18 protein-coding genes are annotated in these 17191 nt (G+C 36.0%); 14 read left to right on the forward strand and 4 right to left on the reverse strand.

The genetic code is table 11. The features are described from left to right. Positions 1 to 140: 140 nt before the first annotated feature. From pspA to tyrR, 7 genes are all read left to right on the forward strand, one after another. Positions 141 to 812, forward strand: a complete 672-nt coding sequence (gene pspA, locus OO7_RS08470) for a phage shock protein PspA (RefSeq protein ID WP_008915535.1) — start codon at positions 141 to 143, stop codon at positions 810 to 812. 108 nt (positions 813 to 920) lie between these two features. Continuing rightward, a complete protein-coding gene (pspB, locus tag OO7_RS08475) occupies positions 921 to 1151 on the forward strand; it encodes an envelope stress response membrane protein PspB (protein ID WP_008915536.1) in 231 nt (76 codons plus the stop codon). Next, positions 1151 to 1507 carry a PspC domain-containing protein gene (locus OO7_RS08480; RefSeq protein ID WP_008915537.1) on the forward strand — a complete coding sequence of 119 codons (357 nt, stop codon included), beginning with the start codon at positions 1151 to 1153 and terminating at the stop codon, positions 1505 to 1507. Before pspB ends, OO7_RS08480 begins: the two co-directional genes overlap by 1 nt. An 84-nt stretch (positions 1508 to 1591) precedes the next feature. Beyond that, entirely contained in the window at positions 1592 to 1774 is a 183-nt protein-coding gene (locus tag OO7_RS08485; protein ID WP_008915538.1) for a hypothetical protein, read from the forward strand. A 121-nt stretch (positions 1775 to 1895) separates the two neighbouring features. Continuing rightward, the gene (locus OO7_RS08490) at positions 1896 to 3293 is read left to right on the forward strand and encodes a YcjX family GTP-binding protein (RefSeq protein ID WP_008915539.1); all 1398 of its coding nucleotides are present in this window, start codon (positions 1896 to 1898) and stop codon (positions 3291 to 3293) included. Then, positions 3290 to 4354 carry a YcjF family protein gene (locus OO7_RS08495; RefSeq protein WP_008915540.1) on the forward strand — a complete coding sequence of 355 codons (1065 nt, stop codon included), beginning with the start codon at positions 3290 to 3292 and terminating at the stop codon, positions 4352 to 4354. The genes OO7_RS08490 and OO7_RS08495 overlap by 4 nt, the downstream gene beginning before the upstream one ends. A gap of 232 nt (positions 4355 to 4586) precedes the next feature. Beyond that, complete coding sequence (gene tyrR / locus OO7_RS08500; RefSeq protein ID WP_008915541.1) at positions 4587 to 6152, forward strand: transcriptional regulator TyrR; 1566 nt, start codon at positions 4587 to 4589, stop codon at positions 6150 to 6152. 142 nt (positions 6153 to 6294) lie between these two features. Here the strand turns inward: tyrR and tpx are convergent, their stop codons facing one another. After that, complete coding sequence (gene tpx, locus OO7_RS08505; RefSeq protein ID WP_008915542.1) at positions 6295 to 6798, reverse strand: thiol peroxidase; 504 nt, start codon at positions 6796 to 6798, stop codon at positions 6295 to 6297. Between the two features lie 531 nt (positions 6799 to 7329). Here tpx and OO7_RS08510 point away from each other — a divergent pair. Beyond that, positions 7330 to 8907, forward strand: a complete 1578-nt coding sequence (locus OO7_RS08510; protein ID WP_419177245.1) for a peptide ABC transporter substrate-binding protein — start codon at positions 7330 to 7332, stop codon at positions 8905 to 8907. A gap of 456 nt (positions 8908 to 9363) precedes the next feature. Further along, positions 9364 to 10347, forward strand: coding sequence for a zinc transporter ZntB (zntB, locus tag OO7_RS08515; protein ID WP_008915544.1), 984 nt, complete (start codon positions 9364 to 9366; stop codon positions 10345 to 10347). Between the two features lie 355 nt (positions 10348 to 10702). Here the strand turns inward: zntB and ttcA are convergent, their stop codons facing one another. Continuing rightward, positions 10703 to 11617 (reverse strand): tRNA 2-thiocytidine(32) synthetase TtcA, encoded by a 915-nt coding sequence (gene ttcA, locus OO7_RS08520; RefSeq protein WP_008915545.1) that lies wholly within the window; start codon positions 11615 to 11617, stop codon positions 10703 to 10705. 551 nt (positions 11618 to 12168) lie between these two features. Between ttcA and OO7_RS08525 the strand changes: the two genes are divergently transcribed. Beyond that, positions 12169 to 12465, forward strand: a complete 297-nt coding sequence (locus OO7_RS08525; RefSeq protein WP_008915546.1) for a putative quinol monooxygenase — start codon at positions 12169 to 12171, stop codon at positions 12463 to 12465. Positions 12466 to 12666: 201 nt separating this feature from the next. Here OO7_RS08525 and OO7_RS08530 read toward each other — a convergent pair whose 3' ends face one another. Both OO7_RS08530 and OO7_RS08535 read right to left on the reverse strand, forming a co-directional pair. Continuing rightward, positions 12667 to 12894, reverse strand: a complete 228-nt coding sequence (locus OO7_RS08530; RefSeq protein WP_008915547.1) for a hypothetical protein — start codon at positions 12892 to 12894, stop codon at positions 12667 to 12669. A 423-nt stretch (positions 12895 to 13317) separates the two neighbouring features. Then, positions 13318 to 13566: a helix-turn-helix domain-containing protein gene (locus OO7_RS08535; protein WP_008915548.1), complete on the reverse strand. Its 249-nt coding sequence runs from the start codon at positions 13564 to 13566 to the stop codon at positions 13318 to 13320. A gap of 396 nt (positions 13567 to 13962) precedes the next feature. Here OO7_RS08535 and OO7_RS08540 point away from each other — a divergent pair, with 396 nt between their 5' ends. The 4 genes from OO7_RS08540 (at position 13963) to OO7_RS08555 (ending at position 17172) form a co-directional block, all read left to right on the forward strand. Then, positions 13963 to 14712 (forward strand): YaeF family permuted papain-like enzyme, encoded by a 750-nt coding sequence (locus OO7_RS08540; protein ID WP_008915549.1) that lies wholly within the window; start codon positions 13963 to 13965, stop codon positions 14710 to 14712. Positions 14713 to 15086: 374 nt separating this feature from the next. Then, positions 15087 to 16004, forward strand: coding sequence for a Gfo/Idh/MocA family protein (locus OO7_RS08545; protein ID WP_008915550.1), 918 nt, complete (start codon positions 15087 to 15089; stop codon positions 16002 to 16004). 128 nt (positions 16005 to 16132) lie between these two features. After that, complete coding sequence (locus tag OO7_RS08550; protein ID WP_008915551.1) at positions 16133 to 16561, forward strand: universal stress protein; 429 nt, start codon at positions 16133 to 16135, stop codon at positions 16559 to 16561. A gap of 272 nt (positions 16562 to 16833) precedes the next feature. Next, entirely contained in the window at positions 16834 to 17172 is a 339-nt protein-coding gene (locus OO7_RS08555) for a hypothetical protein (RefSeq protein WP_008915552.1), read from the forward strand. Positions 17173 to 17191: the final 19 nt, after the last annotated feature.

Here is a 17191-nt window from a genome sequence, read left to right on the forward strand (position 1 = left end):
TTTAAAAAGTTGGCATGATGATTGCTATATTTACAGTGTCAATAATTAATATGGCGTATACAGAGCATCAGGTATTGGTCAGAAACCAAAATCGGTAAAGGCTCTACAGAATGATAAAATCCATCAAGAGGAAATAGATTATGGGTATTTTTTCACGTTTTGCCGATATCATTAATGCAAACATAGCATCATTGCTTGATAAAGCAGAAGATCCACAAAAAATGATCCGCCTGATGATTCAGGAAATGGAAGATATGCTAGTGGAAATCCGTTCAACATCAGCGCGCACTTTAGCAGGAAAAAAAGGTTTGGAGCGCCGTATTGAAATGGGTGAAAAGCAAGTTGCTGACTGGCAAGAAAAGGCAGAATTAGCACTTGTTAAAGATAAAGAAGATTTAGCTCGAGCAGCGCTTATTGAAAAACAAAAAGTTAATTCAATGGTCGACACACTCAAACATGAATTGATTATTGTTGAAGAAACTCTCACTCGCTTAAAAGGCGAAATTACTGAGTTAGAAAGCAAGCTACAAGAAACTCGTGCTAAACAGCAATCAATGACAGTGCGTTTAGAAGCAGCACAATCTAGCCGTAATGTTCGTCGTCAGCTTGATAGTGGTAAACTTGATGAAGCAATGGCGCGTTTTGAACAATTTGAGCGTCGTATTGACCATATGGAAGGTGAAGCTCAAAGTTATGGCATTGGAAAGCAAAAATCGTTAGAACAACAATTTGCAGAATTAAAAGCAGATGACGAAATTAGCGCGCAATTAGCGGCACTTAAAGCTAAAATTAATACACCTAAAGAACAGTAATTTTGCTGGTGGCCTACTGGTGGCCTAATGTAGAAAGCGCAGGCAGATTTCTGCGCTTCACATACATGATAAAAAGGCAGCTATAACCATTTAATATAAGGAAATGTGATGTTCTATGCTTTTCTATCTCTCGTATTAATTATTTTTCTTATCTTTATTTTGCCGTACTGGTTATGGCTGCACTACAGCAAGAAAAATAATGGACAAGGGAGCCAGCTTACAGAGAATGAAGTCCAACGTTTAATCCAACTTGCTGAGCAAGCGCAACGTATGCAGCAACGTATTAAAACATTGGAAGATATTTTGGATGCTGAACATCCTAATTGGAGACAAAAATAATGAGTAACACTCGCAACCGTAAATTGTATCGCTTAACTGACCGTCGAGTTTTTGGTGGTGTTTGTTCTGGGCTAGCGCAATTTTTTGACCTACCGGTTGCTTTGGTCAGGGCGCTTGCTGTTATCGCACTGTTTATGAGCTTTGGTCTGACATTAGTTTTCTATGTTGTGATGTGCTTTGTTGTCCCATCTGCGCCAAGTGGATATCGAGCAGAGCAAGATATTGGTCCAGAAGTTAATAACTTATTTAATGAAATAGATACGCAACTTAAAGCGGGAGAGCTACGTTTGCGTCAAATTGAACGTTATGTTACATCAGAAACTTATAACGTTAATAGTAAATTCCGCCAGTTGTAATGTCAGCTTTCCCACATTTAGGGGAGTAAGGTCAACACTTTATTCCCTAAAATGTCGTCACCTCAACCTATTTATGAGGCAATTATGCGCGCTTACCTTAAAAATAAACTCAAGCAAAAAATTAAAAAACAAGCCGTCAATAAAGGGTTAAACATCATTGTGACATTGATAATGACTTTAGCGCCGGGCGGCATGGTGGGTAAAATGGTGAAGCTGATAGGAAGTCGCTGGGTTCTTCAATATATGTCTAAGAAGATGGCGAAATAACCTTAAAGCATTCATCTGAATCTAATAGATAAAGCAACTTAGCGCATTGATTAATCGATCAATGCGTTGTATTAATTTATGTTAGATTAGGAATATATAATATTAAGAGAGCAGGAGAAATATGAAACGGCTGCAAAATGAATTGACGGATTTGATGAACCGGAGTGTTGATCGCCATGTCAGATTGGCAGTTACTGGGCTGAGCCGTAGCGGAAAAACCGCATTTATTACTTCTCTTGTTAATCAACTTCTTAATGTCAATAGCGGGGCGAGATTACCGCTATTTTCAGCCGCACGTGACAAACGTTTACTGGGTGTAAAACGTATTCCACAACGGGATTTTTCGATCCAACGTTTCACCTATGATGAAGGGATTGCTCAACTGTATGGAAATCCCCCAGAATGGCCGACGCCGACAAGAGGCGTGAGTGAAATTCGGTTAAAACTTCATTATCGCTCTGATGATTCTTTTTTACGCCATTTTGTTGATAACTCATCATTATATATTGAAATTGTTGATTATCCTGGGGAATGGCTTCTTGACCTTCCTATGTTAGACCAAAGCTATTTAGAATGGTCGCATCAAATGAAGGGGCTACAAAAAGGGGTACGTAGCAAATTAGCTGAAGAATGGCTAGCGCTATGCAAAAGCTGTGATCCACTAGCACCTACAGATGAAAATTTATTAGCCTCAATTTCCGCCGCCTATACGGCTTATTTGCAAGAGTGTAAAGCGCAAGGGCAGCACTTTATCCAACCTGGTCGTTTTGTTTTGCCGGGTGAATTGGCTGGTGCTCCCGCATTGCAATTTTTCCCGTGGGTCGATATTGAAAAATATGGCGAAAAAACACTCGTACAAGCGGATAAGCATACCAATATTGGAATGTTACAGCGCCGTTATCAATATTACTGTGAAAACGTTGTAAAAGGATTTTATAAAGACCATTTTCAACGGTTTGATAGACAAATAGTATTAGTTGATTGCTTACAGCCGTTAAATAGCGGTGCGGATGCTTTTAATGACATGCGGATGGCACTGACTCAATTAATGCGCAGTTTCCATTATGGAAAAAGAACTCTCTTAAGGCGCCTATTTTCACCTTGCATTGATAAATTATTATTTGCTGCAAGTAAAGCCGACCATGTTACCGCGGATCAGCATGCTAATTTAGTTTCACTATTACAGCAATTGGTTCAGGAAGCATGGCAAAATGCGGCATTTGAAGGTATCAGCATGGATTGCATAGGACTTGCTTCTATACAAGCCACAGAAAGTGGCATTGTCGATTATAAAGGTGAAAAATTTCCGGCATTAAAAGGTATTCGCTTGAGTGATGATCAGCCCATGACGTTTTATCCAGGAGAAGTGCCACGACGCTTACCTAATGAGAACTTCTGGCACAAACAACAATTTGATTTTGAGAGCTTTCGACCTCGTCAAACACCACTCGACCAGCCTTTACCGCATATTCGCATGGATAGCGCCCTTGAGTTTTTATTGGGAGATAAATTGAAATGAGTGAACCAATAAAACAGCGTATTGATTTTGAAGAAAAAATCATCGTTGAAAATGAAGATAAAATCAAAAAAGCACATTATTTTGATGAGCAAGAGCAAAACAATTTCATTCCTGTTGATATTGAAATCGAACAAGACATTCAAGAAGGCGAAGTTGAAAGTTTAATCAATGAAGCATTAAAACCCAAACGTAGTTTTTGGCGTCGGTTAGTGGGTGTAGCCGCTGGGATTTTCGGCATCAGTGTCGTCGCTCAGTTAGTTATCTGGACGCATACTTCTTGGGTGACAAATGATTGGACTGCATTGGGTACAGCAGCAGCAGGTGGATTAATTGTCGTTGCTGGTGCGGGTTCAATTGTTACAGAATGGCGACGCTTATATCGCTTAAGAGAACGCGCTGAAGAAAGGGATGTAGCACGTGAGCTTCTACACAGTCACGGAATGGGGCAAGGGAAATTATTTTGTGAGAAATTAGCCAAACAATCGGCATTATCACCTCAACATCCAGCGATACAACGTTGGCAAGCAACCATTCATGAAACGCATAATGACAGAGAAGTTATCGAATTATATAGCCAATTAGTACAACCTATACTCGATGAGCAAGCTCGTAAAGAGATCAGCCGCTCATCTGCTGAATCAGCATTAATGATTGCTGTCAGCCCATTAGCAATTGTTGATATGGCATTTATTGCGTGGAGAAATATTCGCCTTATCAATAGAATCGCAGCCATTTACGGCATTGAGCTAGGGTATTATAGCCGAATTCGTTTATTTCGATTGGTTTTACTCAATATTGCATTTGCGGGGGCATCGGAATTGATCCGTGAAGTTGGCATGGATTGGCTTTCACAAGATATTACCGCGCGATTATCTACGCGAGCAGCACAGGGAATTGGGGCTGGTTTGTTGACAGCAAGATTAGGGATTAAAGCAATGGAATTATGCCGACCTTTGCCGTGGATTAATGATAAACCGCGCTTATCTGATTTCAGAGGGCAGTTACTTAGCCAACTCAAAGCAGCAATTCCAAATAAAAAGAAAGATAAAGAAGCTGTATAAATAAGTAAGTGGTATAAATAAGATAGTAAAGCATACTTTCCAGTAAAAATATCATAACGGTTTTTCCGTTATGATATCTCGCTGATAATGACTATTTTTATGGTGAGAATTTTACATTGTCAAGCTTCGTATTATAAGTGTCAACAAATAGTGACACACCTCTGTATTCCTTTTGTAAATCGCGCTACTATACTTAAAGTATCTCTTATTTTTCTACGGAAGGTTCCTATCTATGCGCCTCGAAGTAACCTGCCAAGACCGTATTGGCTTAACACGTGAATTACTTGATTTGCTGGTTTTACAAAATATTGACCTTAAAGGCATTGAAATTTCAGCACAACAGCGAATATACCTAAACTTTACGCCCGTTGATTTTCAAGTATTTAGTACGCTAATGACAGAAATAAGGCGCATAAACGGCGTTATTGATGTGCGACGCATTTTTTTCATGCCTTCTGAGCGTGAACATAAAGCTGTCTGGGCACTGTTAAATTCATTTCCTGAGCCAGTGCTTTCCATAGATAACAAATTAAATATTGAATTAGTCAATCCAATGTCGTTAGAAATTTTTGGGATTGATGAAACTAAAATAAAGCAAAAAACATTTTCTCAATTGGTGAGTAATCATGGGTTGCAACGCTGGTTAGAACAAGAAAATCCAGAACCTTATACTGAGCGGGTCACCGTAAAAGGGAATGACTATTTAATGCAAGTCACGCCAATTATTTTGGCGGATGAAAATCAAAAATTACATTGTACTGGTGCTGTATTGCTATTGAAATCAGCAGAGATTTTAGAAAAACAACGTAAACAGATAGCGGAAGTAGATGATGTGGGCTTTAATTTAATTATTGCCAATAGTCCTGCGATGTCACAGGTTGTGGAACGAGCAAAACGTGTTGCAATGTTAGATGAACCCCTTTTATTAGTGGGTGAAACTGGTACGGGTAAAGATATTCTAGCGAAAGCTTGTCATCAACACAGTGCCCGAGGCCATGCGCCTTTCTTAGGGCTAAATTGCGCGTCTTTACCAGATGATGTAGTTGAAAGTGAATTGTTTGGTTATGCGGCAGGCGCCTATCCAAATGCATTAGAAGGGAAAAAAGGCTTTTTTGAACAAGCAAACGGAGGCACTGTTTTACTTGATGAGATTGCCGAAATGTCACCGCAAATGCAGATCAAGTTACTACGATTTTTGAATGACGGTACTTTTAGAAGAGTGGGTGAAGAAAGAGAAGTTAAGGTTGATGTACGCGTAATTTGTGCAACACAAAAGAATCTTCCAGAGTTAGTGGCAGAAAAGAAATTTCGAGAAGACCTATATTATCGATTAAATGTTCTTACATTAACGCTCCCACCATTGCGTGACAGGCAAGAAGATATCTTACCTTTAACCGAAGTTTTTGTGACTAATTTTGCGAAAGAACTCAATATTCCAAAACCGCGGATTGCGCCATCTTTGATTGAGTATTTGAAAAGCTATCATTGGCCGGGAAATGTTAGGCAATTGCGTAATGCGATTTATCAAGGCTTAACTCAGTTGGAGGGTGATGTATTGAATTCTTATAATATTGATTTGCCTGAAACTGATAGTTTACCTGATATAGCTATTGATTCTCTAAATGGCTCGCTTGATGATATTACCAAGCGTTATGAAGCTTCTGTATTAGCACGTTTATATCGTGATTATCCAAGTACACGTAAACTTGCAAAACGCCTTGATGTGTCTCACACCGCGATAGCGAATAAGCTACGAGAATACGGCCTTAATCAGAAGAAAGAACAAGAACCGGAGTAAATGAGATTTTAAACCAAATCGCGTTTAATAATTTCTAGAATTATTCCTGTTAAATTAAATACTCGCCATTTTAGGACGTTCATCAAGATAGATTGATGTAACTTATAATATGACGAGTATTAATTAAACTATGCAGGTGCGATTATTTTAAAGCAGCTAATGCTTTGTCGTAATCTGGCTCTTCAGTGATTTCTGGAACGAGTTGGCTGTAAATCACTTTATCGTTTTCATCAAGAATAACAACTGAACGCGCTGTTAGACCTTTAAGTGGGCCGCTTGCCATGGCTACGCCATAATCTTGTGCAAATTCAGGGTTACGGAATGCAGAAAGTGTAACGACATTTTCTAAGCCTTCAGCGCCACAAAAACGTGCTTGTGCAAAAGGAAGATCTGCGGAAATACATAGAACAACAGTATTATTCAGATCGTTTGCTAATTGGTTGAATTTACGAACTGATGCTGCACAAACACCGGTATCAACACTTGGGAAAATATTGAGGACTTTGCGTTTACCTTTGTAGCTCTCTAACGTTGCTTCAGCGAGATCTTTAGTGACTAAAATAAAGTCTTTAGCGGGTTGACCTGCTTGTAAAAAGGTTCCTTCAACAACAACATCATTACCTTTTAATTTTACTGATTGAGACATGTTTTTTCTCCCATTGTGAGTGAAATGGTGGATGATTAATTAAAAAGACCAGCTAACAATTAGGCTAGCCTCGGTTTCAATCCAACATCACAGCTTTTATTTCATTGACCAAATAATGCGTTTTTTTCTATGCTTCTTACTATTTGTTAAGTATTAAACCTTATTATTCTGAAACGCATATGTTGATATGTGTGATCAGAATTTCTCGCTTTTTTGTTAGGTAATACTCAAAGCATATCTCTTAGTGTAGCAAATTGGCAGCTAATTATCGCTAATTCATTCACCTTCTTTAAAGATAAAATCAATCGCTTTATTTTGAACAAAAAACAATCTATTTTAAGTTGTTTTTAGTAATCGGACTATATTTTGTCTTAAAAATCGACCGTATTTGAATGATTAGAGACGACTATATGGATTTTTAAATAATGAAAGAATATGATGCTTATACCGTCAAACCTTCAGTGTTAACATGGCAGAACATCATCAATGCAAACTCGTTCACCGTTATACTTATCCTTACTCTTTACAGCAATGTTTACAGCAACCCCAGCCTTCAGTGCGGTTATTCCTGCTGGAACAGTTCTTGCCAAAGATCAAAGTGTGACTCGTCATCTAAAAGATGAGCCAGCATCATTAGATCCCATCAAATCAGTGGGCTTAACTGAAGCTCAAGTCATGCGAGATTTGTTTGAAGGGCTAGTTAATCAAGATAACCACGGGAAGCCTATTCCTGGTGTCGCTCAAAGTTGGAACACAACAGACAATAAAACTTGGGTCTTTAACTTACGTCCAGATGCAAAGTGGTCAAACGGTGAGCCTGTTACTGCGCAAGATTTTGTCTATAGCTGGCGTCGCCTTGTCAGCCCAGAAAATACATCTCCATTTGCATGGTTTGGTGCACTAGCTGGGATTAATCATGCACAGGACATTATTGATGGCAAAGTTTCGCCAGAGCAACTGGGTGTCGAAGCCATTGATGAACATACCCTGAAAGTTGTTTTAGATAAACCAATCCCTTATTTCCCGTCGTTGACTGCGAACTTTAGCCTATTTCCTGTACACGAACAAACTATCAAAAATTATGGGTCAGATTGGATTAAAGTCGGCAATCTTGTTGGTAATGGTGCATTTACATTAGCAGATAGGGTTGTTAATGAAAAAATTGTTCTAACACCGAATCCATTTTATTGGGATCACGCAAATACCGTTATTACTAAAGTAACTTTTGTGCCAATCAATCAAGAATCTCATGCAACTAACCGTTATTTAGCGGGAGATTTAGATATAACGGAATCTTTTCCTAAACAAAGATACCAGAAATTTTTAGCCGATATTCCGAATGAAGTTTTCACGCCAGATCAACTTGGTACCTATTACTATGCATTTAATGTGCAAAGAGCACCCACTGATGATGCGCGTGTGCGAAAAGCATTATCAATGGCAATTGACCGCCAATTAATTGCTAAAAAAGTGTTAGGTACAGGAGAGAAACCGGCAAATCATTTTACTCCGGATGTGACGGCGGGATTTCAACCGCAAAAAGGGTTTTATGACAGTTATTCGCAAAAAGAATTAGATCAGCAAGCCAAAGCATTACTACACTCGGCAGGTTATGGCGCGCAAAAGCCATTAGAATTAACATTGTTATATAATAGTTCAGAAAACCATCAAAAAATTGCGATAGCCGTTGCATCTATGTGGAAGAAAAAATTAGGTGCAAATGTAAAACTCGTTAATCAGGAATGGAAAACCTATATTGATAGCCGCAATACTGGAAACTTTGATGTTATTAGAGCGTCTTGGATCGGGGATTTTAATGAGCCATCAACCTTTTTATCACTACTGACTTCGCAGCATAATGGCAACATCCCAAAATTTAAAAATCAACGTTATGACGAAGTAATCGCATCTGCCAGCATTGAGACTAACGAAAATTTACGTAATCGTTACTACAATCAAGCAGAAGAGATTATTGCACAAGAGGCACCTATTGCTCCGATTTACCAATATACAAACGCACGATTAATCAAACCGTGGCTGAAAGGTTATCCAATTGATAATCCGGAAGATGTTGCTTATAGCCACACATTTTATATCACTGAACATTAATACAGAATTTATTTCATAATCCCCGCGAAAAAGCTGTGTAATTTACATAGCTTTTTTGTTTAATTGCTTTTCTATCAGAATTTAGAACAAATTATTTCTTTCAGCTGATTTAATTTCTTAATGGTTTGTTATAAATGATTTAGAGGAGAAAAAAATGCCTTCTGTTGGAGGTGCAGAAGGCGGATCAAAAAGGAATAAGTATTACCGAATCAGTATTAATCAACGGTAATTTTATTTATTGTTCATTTGTGGCAAAAAGAGGTTATTTTTTGTAAAAAAAGGATTATACCGAATATAAAAATTATTTTGTTATTGTGCATGAAGCCTTGCTCTGTCTATTGCTTGATAACGATTATTTAATCCTTATCATTTAATCACCTTTAGTTGATATTTTTTCTCTCTTCCTTCTATGCTATACCTAGGGTGACAATCTTAATGGAAGGAGATAACAAACACATGGCACTGATTTATGGTTCATTATTTCAAGGCTCAAACCCAGTACATGCATTCCAATTAGATGGGAATGGTGGCTTTTTACCTATTGATGTGAACGCAAGTGCAACACAACAATCCCCGTTCTGGCTCCATTATGATTATAAAAATAACGAAAGTGAAAAATGGATACAACAATCTCCGCTGTTTAATGATCAAGTAAAATCAGCACTTTGTGGACAAGCTGGTCGTTGGCGACTATTTAAAGTTGGAGATGGCGTTCTACTTACATTACAAACACTTAATACTAATGCAGGACAAAGCCCAGAACAATTAGTTGCTTGTCGAGTATTTATTAATAGCCGTTTAATCATTTCTAGCCGCCATAGAAAAGTGAACTCTTTAGACTCGGTCATTGATGACCTAAAAGAAGGTGTTGGCGCGCAAAGTACGGGTGATTGGTTGGTCGAAGTCGCTGATTCCATTACAGATGAAATTAGTGATTTCACTGATACATTACATGAGCGTTTGATTAATATGGAAGATTCCATATTAAATGGTGAAATTCCTGAACGCGGAGAGCTAGCGTTACTTCGTAAACAAATTATTGTCATAAGGCGTTATATGGCGCCACAAAGAGACATGTTGGCACGTTTAGCCGCTGAAAAAATTTTATGGATTGATGATACTGACCGTAAGCGCCTACAGGAAATATCAGAGCGATTGGGGCGCTGTATTGAGGATTTAGACGGCTTTGTTTCACGTACTGCCATTATGTCAGATGAAATTACAAATATGATGACAGAAATGATGAATCGTCGAATTTATACTATGTCATTATTAGCAATGATTTTTTTACCAACAACTTTTTTAACTGGTTTATTTGGTGTCAATTTGGGCGGGATCCCGGGTAATGAATTCCGGTTTGCTTTTAGCTTATTTTGCATTTTATTAGCTGTTTTAATAGGAACAGTATTCTGGTGGATGAGAAAAAGTCGTTGGCTTTGAGTGGGAAAGGATTATTGCTAACCGATTTTAGTTTGAGGCAAATCAATAAACGTTAAGGCTGATTAAGGCAATATAGTTCCCGCAGGTGAATGCAACGTTGAGCGATGAACGTTGTGCTCCATAATTGTAGTTTTTCTCATATTGAGTTCTTATACAGAATAATTGACCACTGTGATGCCGATATACTTGTTATATCGGCTTTTTTTTGTGCAGAAATAGCCTGCTGAGCCACTATGCCATCGACTTTATACTTTGTAACATAACAGTATGATATACATAATTAAATGCATCGATGGCATGAATGGCTTATAACTTAAAACCTAGCACTAACCAAGAATTAAAAGGTAAGTTTGTACTATTTTACTTCAATAATATTTAAGCGTTCTGAGATAATTTCTGGTCTTTCATCTTCATCAACATAGGATTGCGGGGTAATTTCCTCGCGATCAAAAGCAAGATCACCACCATCAATAACTTCATCACCATGCGATACATTTTTGAAATCAAATAAAGTCGTATCACATAAATGTGATGGAACAATATTTTGAGTTGCTCTAAACATGGTTTCAATGCGACCCGGATAGCGTTTATCCCAATCACGTAATAAATCTTTAATGACTTGTCGTTGCAAATTAGGTTGTGAACCGCAGAGATTACACGGGATAATTGGGAAAGATTTCGCATCAGAAAAACGTTCAATATCTTTCTCACGGCAATAAGCCAATGGACGGATTACAATATGCTTACCGTCATCACTCATTAATTTTGGTGGCATACCTTTTAATTTACCGCCATAAAACATATTCAGAAAAAGTGTTTGTAATATGTCATCACGGTGATGCCCAAGTGCGATTTTCGTTGCACCTAATTCGGTTGCTGTACGATATAAAATTCCACGACGTAAACGAGAGCATAAAGAACAGGTTGTTTTACCTTCAGGAATTTTTTCTTTAACAATACCATAGGTATTTTCTTCAACAATCTTGTATTCAACACCTAAATTATCAAGATATTCAGGCAGAATATGTTCAGGGAAACCAGGTTGTTTTTGATCTAAATTAACAGCGATCAAAGAAAAGGAAATAGGCGCACTTTTTTGTAGGCTCTGTAATATAGAAAGCAAAGTGTAGCTGTCTTTACCACCAGATAAGCACACCATAATACGGTCGCCATCTTCAATCATATTATAATCGGCAATAGCTTGGCCGACTTCACGTCGTAATTTTTTTTGTAGCTTATTAAAATTGTGCTGTTCTTTCTGAGTATTCATTCTGTACTGTTCTTTATTGTTGCTGATTGTTGTTTAATTTGCTGAATTATAAATATTTTTATGCAAATTGTTGTTTTGTTCGATTCCCTTTGTGTGTTTGTTTATCACTCCCTTTTAGGGATAACTATGGCTGAAATAAACATGCTAACAGACAAAAAGCTAAAAAATTTATGGCAAAAGTTCTGACAAGGCGCTCATGATAGCAGATCGTAGGGGGCTTTCGATACGATTTAGTAAAACAGGATTTATTTCTCGAGTGTATTTTTAACGGGATGGGGAATAGGAACTCAAAATGATATGAATACAGTGTGCTTATGTTAATGATAATTATTTGATGATGGAATAAGACCAGAGAATCAAATGCCTTAGATTTATTATTATTGAGGACTAATTGAAGCTATTTTACTGAAATCATAAAGTTATAATTCCTTATAGAAACAAGGTAATAAATAATTGTACATATATACATGTGTTTATTTATCCAGTCCTATTTTTATGTTATGGTTAATACTCTACAACTAAAATATGCACCAAAATCTTAAGGAATAATCATGCTAAAAGTGATTGCAGAAGAGTTTATTTGCACAGAAGCCATTGAAATAGTACTTCCTTTATATAGGGAGCTGGTTGCATCAACGAAAATGGAACCATTATGTATTTCTTATGACTTATATGTTGATGAAAAAGATCCCGGGCATTTTATTTTTATCGAAGAATGGCCTGATAGAGAAGCATTAAATAAACATTGTGCATCTGAGCATTTTCAGAGAATTGTGCCTATGATTGATAAATATAAGAAAGCAGAGCCAAAATTCATATTAATGGGTTCAGTTTTTGACAATAAGTAAGATAAACAGGACACACAGATAAGTCTACTTTCGAGAGGATTTTTATGTTTTTTATAGCACTTTATGGATGTAAATATGAATTAAATAAGGCTAATTTAGTGTATTCTATTTTTATATACAACTAATATTTGTTCTCTCCAAATGAATTAAAATTAACTCTTATTTAAATATTCAAGAAAAGAGTAGACGATGTCATCTTAATTAACGATAATTTTTTCTTTTCCATATTCGATAAATTGATGGACTATACAAAAATAACCCTAAAATAATATAAGCCAGTATTAATGGCACTCTATAACCACTAAAATGTAAGGCGACAAATGCTGTGACGAGGATTGCAATTCTATAGCCAATAAAACTAAAGATGTCAAAAATAAAGCCAAGTATAGCTGCAATCGTTTTCGTTACAGTTTCAATGATAATATCCATATTCATCCATTTAATGCTTAAGCCAAGGTCAATGTTCAATCATACATGCTTCAGCTAAATCTTCAAAGTCTGCAAATTGATTTTATCTTATTTAGTTGAAATCATAAGTTTTTTATCATAATGCGTAATAATGAAAAATTAGGGTATTGTTTAAATTAGATAACATTATAGGTGAGCTTGTCTATCAAGCCGTATTAACGGTACAGGCTCAGAAACTAATTAAAATCAATTCAAAATTAGAGTCATTATAATAGTTTCACTGTTGGTGATATCATTTTTTAGTATTGATCTATTTTCAAATAAATACGCTTATATAGATTAATGATGTTCTATTGGTGTATATCAATGAGATGGAATTATTTTAGTAAATAATGGTAATTAATATTTTTAATTTATTGATTTATAAGACTCAGGTTTAAGTAATCACATCCAGTAATTATTTCTTGCATTTTCAAAAATATTCAGCAGAACTTTAAAGTTGATGTTGAGAATACCCGAAATAATGAGTAAATGTTCCACATACATAGAAACTTCACCTGATTCATATTGCAGGTAATCATCTTCAGATATTTTTAGTATATCAACCATTGTTTTTGTAGAAATACCACGAGCTATTCTTACTTCCCTAATATAGCCACCCAAAACAATATTTCTATATCGTGAACTCTTCATGCGTAAATATCCGTTATGTCAAAATATTTTATCTATTATTAAACATTAAATAGCGAATTCAATAATAGCTTTGTGAAAAAGACTGTCTTAATAAGTGTTTTTTCTGAAGTAATAATAAAAATCTATAAAATTAGATTGTTTTTATTTCAAACTTTCAATCAATATAAAGCCATTAAGTTATTTATTATATAATTTATCTTTCATATCATCACAAACTGTTAACATAAAAATTTTCACTACCCCTGCATATTATTTGCAGAAGAGATTGACTTAATAAGATGTTTCTGGTGAAAAAAATACAGAATTCGGATACATTATATTAGCAAATAGAAAAATAAAAAAGGTCATCATGTTTGAATGAATATTAAATATTATAGTATATTTTTTTGTCTCATAATGCTATGCGGGTGTTCGACAGGATTTCATACAGACAAGCAAAGTAATCGATTAAAGTTTAGTATCCAACATGCTAATACCATTCCTATAGAAGAGTCTGTTGAAGTTCTTGCTGTCTCAGATATGTTACCTGGTGATATTTTATTATCTTCATCTACAGGCCTCAATTCATGGGGCATTAGGTTATTTAGTATTAGTGGCGTTAGCCACGCTTCTATTTATTTAGGCTCAGGTAATGTGGCAGAATCTGTTGGTGGTGGAGTCAGGATCATTCCTTTAGACCAAGCTGTGACAGATTCTAATAATATGGTGGTTTTACGTCAGTCTGGATTATCATCAATTCATGCAATAAAACTACGTGAGTTTGCTGAACAAAATAATGGAACGAAATACAACTATAAAGGCATTATTATGATTGCACCGTGGATGCTGACGAAACGAGTCTGTGAGCTTCCATTGCTTGGGCAAACAATCCGTAATTTCTGTTTAAAAATGCTAGCAACCGTCCAACTTGGTGGTGATGATAATGATATTGAACAAGCCAATAGTTTCTTTTGTTCACAGTTTGTCTTAGATGCCTATAAATATGCGGGCATACCTCTTTTTGAAGGGAATTCATCATGGATAACACCTGCAGATATTCTGCATATGCGCGAAGGTGATGTGCCAACATTTGCTCCAACTCACAGATTAACATATGTTGGGCATTTAAAATCGTGGAGTTTTGCTAAGGCTATTAGTAAAAGATAAAATTTTTTACTCGCTAATCATAATTAGCAGTCATGTTTGATAATAGATAATAAAAAAAGGCCAACTTAGTGTAGTTGGCCTGCTAAAACTGGAAGCAATGTGAGCAATGTCGTTTGTGAATGCTTGAGTAAATTACTCAAGTATTCACAAGGTAAAAGATAACTATTCTCATTTAATAAATCAACCTTTTTTTCTAAAATAATTGCATTTTTAACTAAAAAAATTCCGTTAAATTAATTAATTTAAATAAAATCAAATAATTAAAACTATTTAACTTACGCATTTAGATTGGCGCATAAAAAAATCGTGCCCGAACATTGCAATTCGTTATACTCATTGATGTTAAATCTATTAAATAATCATAGAGAGTTGGTATGAGCAAATTACGAGTTGGGATTGTTGGATTAGGAAGTATTGCTCAAAAAGCATATTTGCCGATTATAAGTAGAACAGATGAATGGCAACTTATTGGGGCATTTTCGCCTAATCAATCTAAGGCTAAAATCATTTGTGATAATTACCGTATTCCTTTGTATTCAAATATCAAACAATTAGCGGAGTGCTGTGACGCTATTTTTGTTCATAGCAGCACGTCAAGTCACTTTGAAATCATCAAACAGCTGTTATTAATGGGTGTGCATGTTTATGTTGATAAACCATTAGCTGAAACACTTGAACAAGCTGAACAACTTATCCATTTAGCAGATAAACAAAAGTTGGCGTTGATGGTGGGATTTAACCGCCGTTTTGCACCTTTTTATCAAAATATTAAACAAGAGTTTAAACAACTTGCATCGCTAAGAATGGAAAAGCATCGCAGCGATAGCATAGGGCCAAAAGATGTCCGTTTTACCTTATTAGATGATTATTTACATGTTGTTGATACTGCAATTTGGCTTGCGGGTGGCAAGCCATTTTTAGTCAGTGGCAGTATTATAGAAACGGATAAACAAGAACTTTTTTATGCAGAGCATCATTTTAAATTACAACATTGCTGGATAACAACATCAATGCACCGTCGAGCGGGTAGCCAGCAAGAACAAGTTACTGCAACGGATGATAAAGCTATTTATCAGGTAACTAATATGAATCATTTGCGTACCGAAAAGGCCACGGGAATGAGTGAAAAATTACCGTCAAGCTGGAGTTCTATTTTAGTTCAACGCGGATTTGATGGTGCAATTCGCCATTTTATTCAATCAGTGAGTAATAATACGCCACCAGCGATTAGTGGTGAACAAGCAATTTATGCTCAGCAGCTAATTGAACAAATTCTGCGTGTTAAAAATTAAATTAATTACAGTATTGATAGTAATTTGTAGTGATAGATCTCATTTATTTTATTGTGAGAGAGACATTTGTAGGTATTTGATTATACTTATATTGACAATTGATATTTTGTTTTCTATCGGGAGGGGTTATGTATAAAACAATTTTGGTTCCTATTGATTTAACCGAAGATGAATTGACCAGTAAAGCCGTTCGTCATGCCGTTAATTTAGCAAAACAATCTAATGCAAAAATTCATTTGATCCACGTATTGCCAATTTCTTCAGCTATTATTAATGCTTATGCATTAGGTTATATGGAAATAAAAGATCGTGCCACAGTTAAGGCTGAAGAAGACATGAAAATGTTAATGGACACAATTGATTTGCCTATTGCTGATGTCAGTTACACCATTACATTTGGTTCACCTCGTGACGAAGTGATTAATACAGCAAAAGAGATTAACGCAGATATCATTGTTATAGGTTCACGCCGTCCTAATATCACAACGCATCTGTTAGGTTCGACTGCAGCTGGTATTGTGCGTTATGCTGAAACCTCTGTTCTTGTCGTACGTTAAGTCGCTAAAAAGATGCATTTGGTTTTGGTTATATTTTTAAATATGATCAAAACTGGTTTTCCAGCCTGATGGATGCAGTTTGCATATTAACTAATTTAAGTGATTAATTTAATTTAAATTAAAGAAACTATCCCGATGAGACTTAATTAATAGTCGATTCGGGATAGTCGTGCTGTATGTCGTCTTTATTTTATCCGCAAGATCTGCTCGAAATATTTAGAAGTATAGTTTAACCTAATGGATGTTATTTCATGGGGTTGTAGGTTTTATCTATGGAGAAATTTTCAAAAGAAGTTATTCGTATCGAACTCTTTGTGTTGAGAGTGCTGCGATTTTATTTTTTTGCATTGCTTGTTTTTTTTATTGGCTTGCTGCCTGGTATGATTGGTTTTTATTTTATTGAAGGGCACTCCCTTACAGAGTCAATGCTGAACGCACTTTCTATGTTAAGTGGGCAAGCTATAGAACCCGCACCCATTACGCAGGGTGGGCGCTTTTTTATTGCGATATATGGGTTATTTTTACAAAGTGTCTTTATTATTAGTATTGGATTGATTGTGACGCCTTTTATTCACCGCATTTTACATAAATGGCATCTAGAAGATAATTAATTTATTGATAACATTGTGA

Origin of the sequence: Providencia sneebia DSM 19967, assembly GCF_000314895.2 — a bacterium.
Taxonomy (GTDB): Bacteria; Pseudomonadota; Gammaproteobacteria; order Enterobacterales; family Enterobacteriaceae; genus Providencia; species Providencia sneebia.

What these genes read in the sequence shown, in the direction of transcription:
- pspA (WP_008915535.1), top strand. Translation starts at nt 141, where the DNA reads ATGGGTATTTTTTCACGTTTTGCCGATATCATTAATGCAAACATAGCA.
- pspB (WP_008915536.1), top strand. Translation starts at nt 921, where the DNA reads ATGTTCTATGCTTTTCTATCTCTCGTATTAATTATTTTTCTTATCTTT.
- OO7_RS08480 (WP_008915537.1), top strand. Translation starts at nt 1,151, where the DNA reads ATGAGTAACACTCGCAACCGTAAATTGTATCGCTTAACTGACCGTCGA.
- OO7_RS08485 (WP_008915538.1), top strand. Translation starts at nt 1,592, where the DNA reads ATGCGCGCTTACCTTAAAAATAAACTCAAGCAAAAAATTAAAAAACAA.
- OO7_RS08490 (WP_008915539.1), top strand. Translation starts at nt 1,896, where the DNA reads ATGAAACGGCTGCAAAATGAATTGACGGATTTGATGAACCGGAGTGTT.
- OO7_RS08495 (WP_008915540.1), top strand. Translation starts at nt 3,290, where the DNA reads ATGAGTGAACCAATAAAACAGCGTATTGATTTTGAAGAAAAAATCATC.
- tyrR (WP_008915541.1), top strand. Translation starts at nt 4,587, where the DNA reads ATGCGCCTCGAAGTAACCTGCCAAGACCGTATTGGCTTAACACGTGAA.
- tpx (WP_008915542.1), bottom strand. Translation starts at nt 6,798, where the DNA reads ATGTCTCAATCAGTAAAATTAAAAGGTAATGATGTTGTTGTTGAAGGA.
- OO7_RS08510 (WP_419177245.1), top strand. Translation starts at nt 7,330, where the DNA reads ATGTTTACAGCAACCCCAGCCTTCAGTGCGGTTATTCCTGCTGGAACA.
- zntB (WP_008915544.1), top strand. Translation starts at nt 9,364, where the DNA reads ATGGCACTGATTTATGGTTCATTATTTCAAGGCTCAAACCCAGTACAT.
- ttcA (WP_008915545.1), bottom strand. Translation starts at nt 11,617, where the DNA reads ATGAATACTCAGAAAGAACAGCACAATTTTAATAAGCTACAAAAAAAA.
- OO7_RS08525 (WP_008915546.1), top strand. Translation starts at nt 12,169, where the DNA reads ATGCTAAAAGTGATTGCAGAAGAGTTTATTTGCACAGAAGCCATTGAA.
- OO7_RS08530 (WP_008915547.1), bottom strand. Translation starts at nt 12,894, where the DNA reads ATGGATATTATCATTGAAACTGTAACGAAAACGATTGCAGCTATACTT.
- OO7_RS08535 (WP_008915548.1), bottom strand. Translation starts at nt 13,566, where the DNA reads ATGAAGAGTTCACGATATAGAAATATTGTTTTGGGTGGCTATATTAGG.
- OO7_RS08540 (WP_008915549.1), top strand. Translation starts at nt 13,963, where the DNA reads ATGCTATGCGGGTGTTCGACAGGATTTCATACAGACAAGCAAAGTAAT.
- OO7_RS08545 (WP_008915550.1), top strand. Translation starts at nt 15,087, where the DNA reads ATGAGCAAATTACGAGTTGGGATTGTTGGATTAGGAAGTATTGCTCAA.
- OO7_RS08550 (WP_008915551.1), top strand. Translation starts at nt 16,133, where the DNA reads ATGTATAAAACAATTTTGGTTCCTATTGATTTAACCGAAGATGAATTG.
- OO7_RS08555 (WP_008915552.1), top strand. Translation starts at nt 16,834, where the DNA reads ATGGAGAAATTTTCAAAAGAAGTTATTCGTATCGAACTCTTTGTGTTG.